Consider the following 5351-nt stretch of genomic DNA (forward strand, 5'->3'; position numbering starts at 1 on the left):
GCCGGGATGCTGGCCCGGACGCCGCGGGGGCACGGCCCGCCGCGCGCGTGGCGTTGCAGACGGCACTGGCGCTCGCGGAACCACTCGAGGCCCTGCGGCCCTTCGCGCACGCCGATGCCGGGGTCCGGGACCTGCTCGCCCACCAGCACGGCAGCTTCGGTGCCGCGGAGGCCTTCGGCGAGCTGGCCCTCGCCGTGGGCGCCGACGCCCACCTGCTGCGGTCCTCGGCGCTGAGCAGCCGCGAGCTGACGGTGCTCGCGCTGCTGCCCTCCCTGCTCTCGCTCGACGAGATCGCCGCCGAGCTCGCGGTGTCGGTGAACACCGTGAAGAGCCACGTGCGGTCGATCTACACCAAGCTCGGGGTCAGCAGCAGACGGCTGGCGGTGCTCGCCGCCCACGAGCAGGGTCTGCTCACCGGCGGCGCGCGGCATCCGTAGGAGGACGCCGGGAGATCACGGATCCGGGGCGCCGGGCCGGCTCACCCGCCGAGGGCGACCGGTTGCCCGTCTCGCCCGTCATCGACGGGCATGCCCGTCGAGGGCTCTGTCGAGGGCTCTGTCGAGAGCTCTGTCGAGGGCTCTGTCGAGGGCTCCGTCGAGGGTGATCGCAGCGTCGATGAGCGCGAGATGGGTGAACGCCTGGGGGAAGTTGCCGACCTGTTCCCCGGTCAGCGCGATCTCCTCGGAGTACAGCCCGACGTGGTTGGCGTAGGTCAGCATCTTCTCGAACGCCAGCCGTGCGTCCTCGAGCCTGCCCGCCCGCGCGAGCCCGTCCACGTAGAGGAAGGAGCACAGCGAGAACGTGCCCTCGGAACCGCGGAGCCCGTCGGGTGACGCCCCGGGGTCGTAGCGGTAGACGAGGCTGTCGGTGACCAGCTCGGCGTCCATGGCGGCGAGGGTCGACGCCCACATCGGGTCGGTCGGGGCGAGGAACCCGACGCGCGCCATCCGGAGCAGCGACGAGTCGAGCACCTCACTCCCGTACCGCTGCACGAACGCCTGCCTCGTCGAGCTCCAGCCCTTGTCCATGATCTGGTCGTAGAGGGCGTCGCGGGCCGCGGACCAGCGGTCGACCGCCGCAGGCCTGCCGTGCGCGGCCGCCATCCGGATGCCGCGGTCGAACGCGACCCAGCACATCAGCCGGCCGTAGGTGAAGTCGCTGCGGCCGCCGCGGGTCTCCCAGATGCCCTCCTCCGGCTGGTCCCAGTTCTCGGCCAACCAGTCGAGCAACGCGCTGATCTGCACCCAGCCGCGGTGCCCCACCTGCAGGCCGCGTTCGTCGCCGAAGAAGATGCTGTCCAGAGCCTCGCCGTAGATGTCGAGCTGGAGCTGGCCGGAGGCGCCGTTGCCCAGGCGGACCGGGAACGAGCCTCGGTAGCCGCGCCAGTGCTCCAGAGGCTCCTCCTCGAGATCGGAGGAGCCGTCGACCCGGTACATGATGTTCAGCGGGCCGCCGTCGCCCTCGGCGCGGTGCGCCACCCGGTCCCGCAGCCACGCGCTGAACCGTGCGGACTCCTCCTCGAACCCGAGCCGCAGCAGGGAGTGCACGGAGAACGACGCGTCGCGGACCCACGTGTAGCGGTAGTCCCAGTTGCGCTCCCCGCCCACCTGTTCCGGCAGGCCCATCGTCGGTGCGGCGACGAGCCCGCCGGACGGGGCGTAGGTCATCAGCTTCAAGGTGATGGCCGAGCGGTAGAGGGTCTCCCGCCAGCGCCCGGTGTACGTGCAGCGACCGAGCCAGGACCGCCAGAACGCGACGGTGTCGTCGTGGAGCCCCTGGACCTCGGCGGGCGTGATCTCCCGTGGCGGTCCGTCCGCCGCCGACTCCAGGACCACGCCGCGCACCTCGCCCTGCCGCAGGCCGAGCGACACCCGGACGTCGCCCTCCTCGACCCCGCCGCGGGCGAACCGCTCGTCACCCGGCTCCCGTACCGCGTGCAGGGTCAGCGTGAGCGCGTCGGTGCGGAACACCGCGCCGTTCTCGGTGAGCTCCGTCAGGTGCGACCGACGCCCGTAGTCGAACCGCGGCGCCACCACGACGTCGAAGTCCATCCGCCCGCGGGTGCACCGGATCAGGCGGACGAGGCGATGGCGGTCGGTGGCCTCCCGGCCCGCGGGGGGCATGAAGTCGACGACCTCGCCGACACCGTCCTCGGTGATGAAGCGCGTGATGAGCGCGGCGGTGTCCGGGAAGTACATCTGCTTGGCCTGGTAGTCCGCGCGTGCCGGGCGGATGCCGAAGTGCCCGCCGCGTTCGTGGTCGAGCAGCGCGCCGAAGACGCTCGGGGAGTCGAACCTCGGACAGCAGAACCAGTCGACCGCGCCGTCCGTGCTGACCAGGGCCGCGGTCTGCAGATCGCCGATCAGCCCGTGGTCGGCGATCGCCGCCTCCGTCATGGCCGCTCCTGTGTCTCGGGGTCGGGGGGTGTGTCGGGGACCGGGAGCACCGAGACGACGGTGAGGCCCAGGGCGTGGAACTGGGCGATGATGCCGTGCAGGTGGGACTCGTCCAGCACCTCACCGTCCAGCACCACCTGCGGGGCCGGCTCGACGATCCGCATGTCGGCGAACGCCGCACGCACCTCGTCGGTCAGCGGGCCGTCGATCCGGAACTCGTACCGTGTCCGCCCCATCACGCCGCCTCTCGTCGGCGAGCGCGGCTCCCTCGGACCCGCGCCCTCCCGTGCTGCGCACCGTGCACCGGTGCGCGGCGGCCTGCATCGCCCGACGCGGATGAGGACGGGTCCGGCGCTCGCCGTGCGGAACGCATTGAGCGCGACCGACGGCCCGGCCGGGTCGCCCGACGACGCCGCCGTCGGGTCGTCTACCGGTCTCGGGGCAGGCCCGAGGTCGCCGCGGGAAGCCTGCGGACCGACACGACCTCCAGGCCCATCTCGAGACACAGCGCGAGCAGGTCCTGGAGCTCGGTCACCCCGGAGACGATGGTCTGCTGCGGGACGGAGGTGACCTCGAGCGTCTCGAACGCCCCACGGACGCCCTCGGACACCGTCCCGTCGATCCGGATCTCGTACCGTGCCGCGACCATCACGACTCCTTCCCCGGCGTGGGTCCCGCGCGTCAGACGCGGGCCGAGTCCCCGTGCCGGACCACGACCCAGATCACGGCCGCGGACAGCACCATGATCAGGACGGCTCCCACGGGGTAGGCGGCGAGGAACGCGAGCTGGACGACCCCGTTGAGGGCCGCGACCGCCACCGCCACCATCCGGGCCCACCGGGCCCCGATGAACAGCGCGACCCCCGCCGCGACCTCGACGGCACCCACGGCGAGCAGCACCCAGCCCCAGGCGCCGGTCCCCAGGACGAGGACCTCCCCCGGGTCCGCGACCACGAACCGGTCCGTGAGCAGCGCGGCGAGCCCGTCGACGACGTTCCACACACCGAGCACGATCAGCAGGACCCCGACCGCGACGACGGCACCGAACCAGCCGTCGCGGCGGGGTCGTGCCGAGTGCTCAACCACGGCGGACCGGGCCGCTCACGAGGCCGCCGCCTCCCGGTCGAAGGCGCACAGCGCCCAGACCACGAACACGTTCAACGCGATGATCAGCAGGGACCACACCGGGTAGACGGGGATGAACACGAAGTTCACCAGGGCGCTCAGGCAGGCCAGGACGATGCCGACCACCCGCCCCCAGAGCTGCCCCGACAGGACCCCGAAGCCCGCCCCGGCCACCAGGACCCCGACCAACAGATGGACCCAGCCCCAGGTCGTGAGGTCGAAGCTGAAGAGGTACTCCGTCGTCGCCACGTAGACCTCGTTGCGGAACAGGCCGACGAGCCCCTCGATCGCGCCGAACACACCAGTGATGATCATGAGGATGCCGGCGAACCGCGCCATCCCGGTCACCCAGCCCGCGGGCCTGGACGGGGGTGCCGCGACGTCGTTCGCCTCGCGCATCGGTTGCTGATAGGACATCCGGACCTCCTGGACGAGTCGGGTGCTGCGCTTGCGGAGGCGATCGTGGCGCCGCCCCGCCGCCGCGCCCTCATCCGCGGCGGGTGAGCGCCGGGATGCCCCGGATGGGCCTACCCGGGGGTGACGCGGCCCTAGTTCACTCGATGGTCGAGACACGGCGCGGCATCCCGTCCTCGAGGGGAGGACCCACGTGCATCTCGACGGACCCCGGGCGGACCCCCGCTTCGCCGTCCCGCTCGCGACGAACGTGGTCGTCCGGTCGCGGCTGTACGAACGGATGGCCACCGACGCGGTGTGCACGCTGGTCTCCGCGCCCGCAGGCTGGGGCAAGACCCTGCTGGCGGGCGGCTGGCTCGCCGGGACGACCGACAGCACGGTCGCGTGGCTCTCGCTCGGCCCGGCCGAGGACGACCTGAGCCGGTTCTGGCGGTCCGTGGTGGAGGCCCTCGTGCCCCACCTCGACGCCGTGGGGGCGACCGCGGCGGACCAGGTCACCGACGGGCTGCCCACCGGGGTCGTCGCGGCACTCGGCCGCCACGCCGAGCCGACCGTGCTCGTGCTGGACAACCTGCACGAGATCGTGGCCCCCGAGGTGCACGAGAGCCTGGTCCGGCTGGTCCACCACCCACCCGCCGGGCTGCGCCTCGTCGTCACGACCCGCCGGGACCCGCCGTGGCCGTTGAACGCACTCCGACTCGCGGGCGCGCTGACCGAGATCCGGGCCTCCGACCTGGCCTTCCGGACCGAGGAGGCGCAGGCCCTGCTCACCGGGCTCGGCATCCGGCTCGATCCCGCGGACCTCGACCGGCTGCTCGCCCGGACCGAGGGCTGGGCGGCCGGGCTCCGGCTCGCCGCCATCGGGCTGCAGGGCGCGGCGGACCCGGCCGCGGTGGTCGCCGCGTTCTCCGGCGACGACCACGCGGTGGCCCCCTACCTGCTGGAGGACGTCCTGGGCGGGCTCGCGCCCGAGCTGCTCGGCTTCCTCGTGCGGGTCAGCATCCTCGACGACGTCTGCGCCGAGCTCGCCGACGCCGTCACCGGTCGGCGAGACGGCGCCGAGACGCTGGCCGAGCTGGCGGCGGCGAACCTGTTCGTGCAGGCGGTGGGGGGCGGCCGCTGGTACCGGCTGCACCGGCTGGTCGCGGACGTCCTGCGCCCCCGGCTCGTCCGCCGCCGGACTGTGAGGGACCTGCACCGGCGGGCGGCGGAGTGGTACCTGCACCAGGGGATGCCGTACGAGGCCGTCCGGTACGCGCTGCGTGGCGAGCTCTGGCCGTTCGCGGCCGAGATGCTCGGGGTCCACGTGCTGTCCCTCGCGGTGCGCCGGGGACTGCGGGACGTCGACGTGTTGCTCACGACGGCGCCCCGCGCCGTGCTCCTCGGCCATCCCGAGCTCGCGGCCGCCCTCGCCAC

7 protein-coding genes are annotated in these 5351 nt (G+C 73.2%); 2 read left to right on the forward strand and 5 right to left on the reverse strand.

The window, feature by feature from the left end:
- On the forward strand, nt 1–437 hold a 437-nt coding region (locus H5J29_RS19600), incomplete at its 5' end, for a helix-turn-helix transcriptional regulator (RefSeq protein ID WP_220187654.1).
- 78 nt (nt 438–515) lie between these two features.
- On the opposite strand, the gene H5J29_RS19605 is transcribed toward H5J29_RS19600, so the two are convergent.
- From H5J29_RS19605 to H5J29_RS19625, 5 genes are all read right to left on the reverse strand, one after another.
- The gene (locus H5J29_RS19605; RefSeq protein WP_181782505.1) at nt 516–2396 is read right to left on the reverse strand and encodes a glycoside hydrolase family 15 protein; all 1881 of its coding nucleotides are present in this window, start codon (nt 2394–2396) and stop codon (nt 516–518) included.
- Nucleotides 2393–2632 (reverse strand): DUF8691 family protein, encoded by a 240-nt coding sequence (locus H5J29_RS19610; RefSeq protein ID WP_181782506.1) that lies wholly within the window; start codon nt 2630–2632, stop codon nt 2393–2395. The genes H5J29_RS19605 and H5J29_RS19610 overlap by 4 nt, the downstream gene beginning before the upstream one ends.
- A gap of 191 nt (nt 2633–2823) precedes the next feature.
- The gene (locus H5J29_RS19615; RefSeq protein WP_181782507.1) at nt 2824–3045 is read right to left on the reverse strand and encodes a DUF8691 family protein; all 222 of its coding nucleotides are present in this window, start codon (nt 3043–3045) and stop codon (nt 2824–2826) included.
- A gap of 32 nt (nt 3046–3077) precedes the next feature.
- Complete coding sequence (locus H5J29_RS19620) at nt 3078–3482, reverse strand: DUF7144 family membrane protein (RefSeq protein ID WP_181782508.1); 405 nt, start codon at nt 3480–3482, stop codon at nt 3078–3080.
- Between the two features lie 15 nt (nt 3483–3497).
- Nucleotides 3498–3938, reverse strand: coding sequence for a DUF7144 family membrane protein (locus H5J29_RS19625; RefSeq protein ID WP_246394069.1), 441 nt, complete (start codon nt 3936–3938; stop codon nt 3498–3500).
- A 190-nt stretch (nt 3939–4128) separates the two neighbouring features.
- Between H5J29_RS19625 and H5J29_RS19630 the strand changes: the two genes are divergently transcribed.
- The coding region (locus H5J29_RS19630; protein WP_512700125.1) for a winged helix-turn-helix domain-containing protein at nt 4129–5351 on the forward strand (1223 nt) is incomplete at its 3' end.

Origin of the sequence: Pseudonocardia pini, from assembly GCF_013870575.1 — a bacterium.
Classification (GTDB): domain Bacteria; phylum Actinomycetota; class Actinomycetes; order Mycobacteriales; family Pseudonocardiaceae; genus Pseudonocardia; species Pseudonocardia pini.

Bases quoted from the DNA above. Each gene is read 5' to 3' on its own strand.
- H5J29_RS19605 (WP_181782505.1), bottom strand. From the start codon at position 2,396: ATGACGGAGGCGGCGATCGCCGACCACGGGCTGATCGGCGATCTGCAG.
- H5J29_RS19610 (WP_181782506.1), bottom strand. From the start codon at position 2,632: ATGGGGCGGACACGGTACGAGTTCCGGATCGACGGCCCGCTGACCGAC.
- H5J29_RS19615 (WP_181782507.1), bottom strand. From the start codon at position 3,045: ATGGTCGCGGCACGGTACGAGATCCGGATCGACGGGACGGTGTCCGAG.
- H5J29_RS19625 (WP_246394069.1), bottom strand. From the start codon at position 3,938: ATGTCCTATCAGCAACCGATGCGCGAGGCGAACGACGTCGCGGCACCC.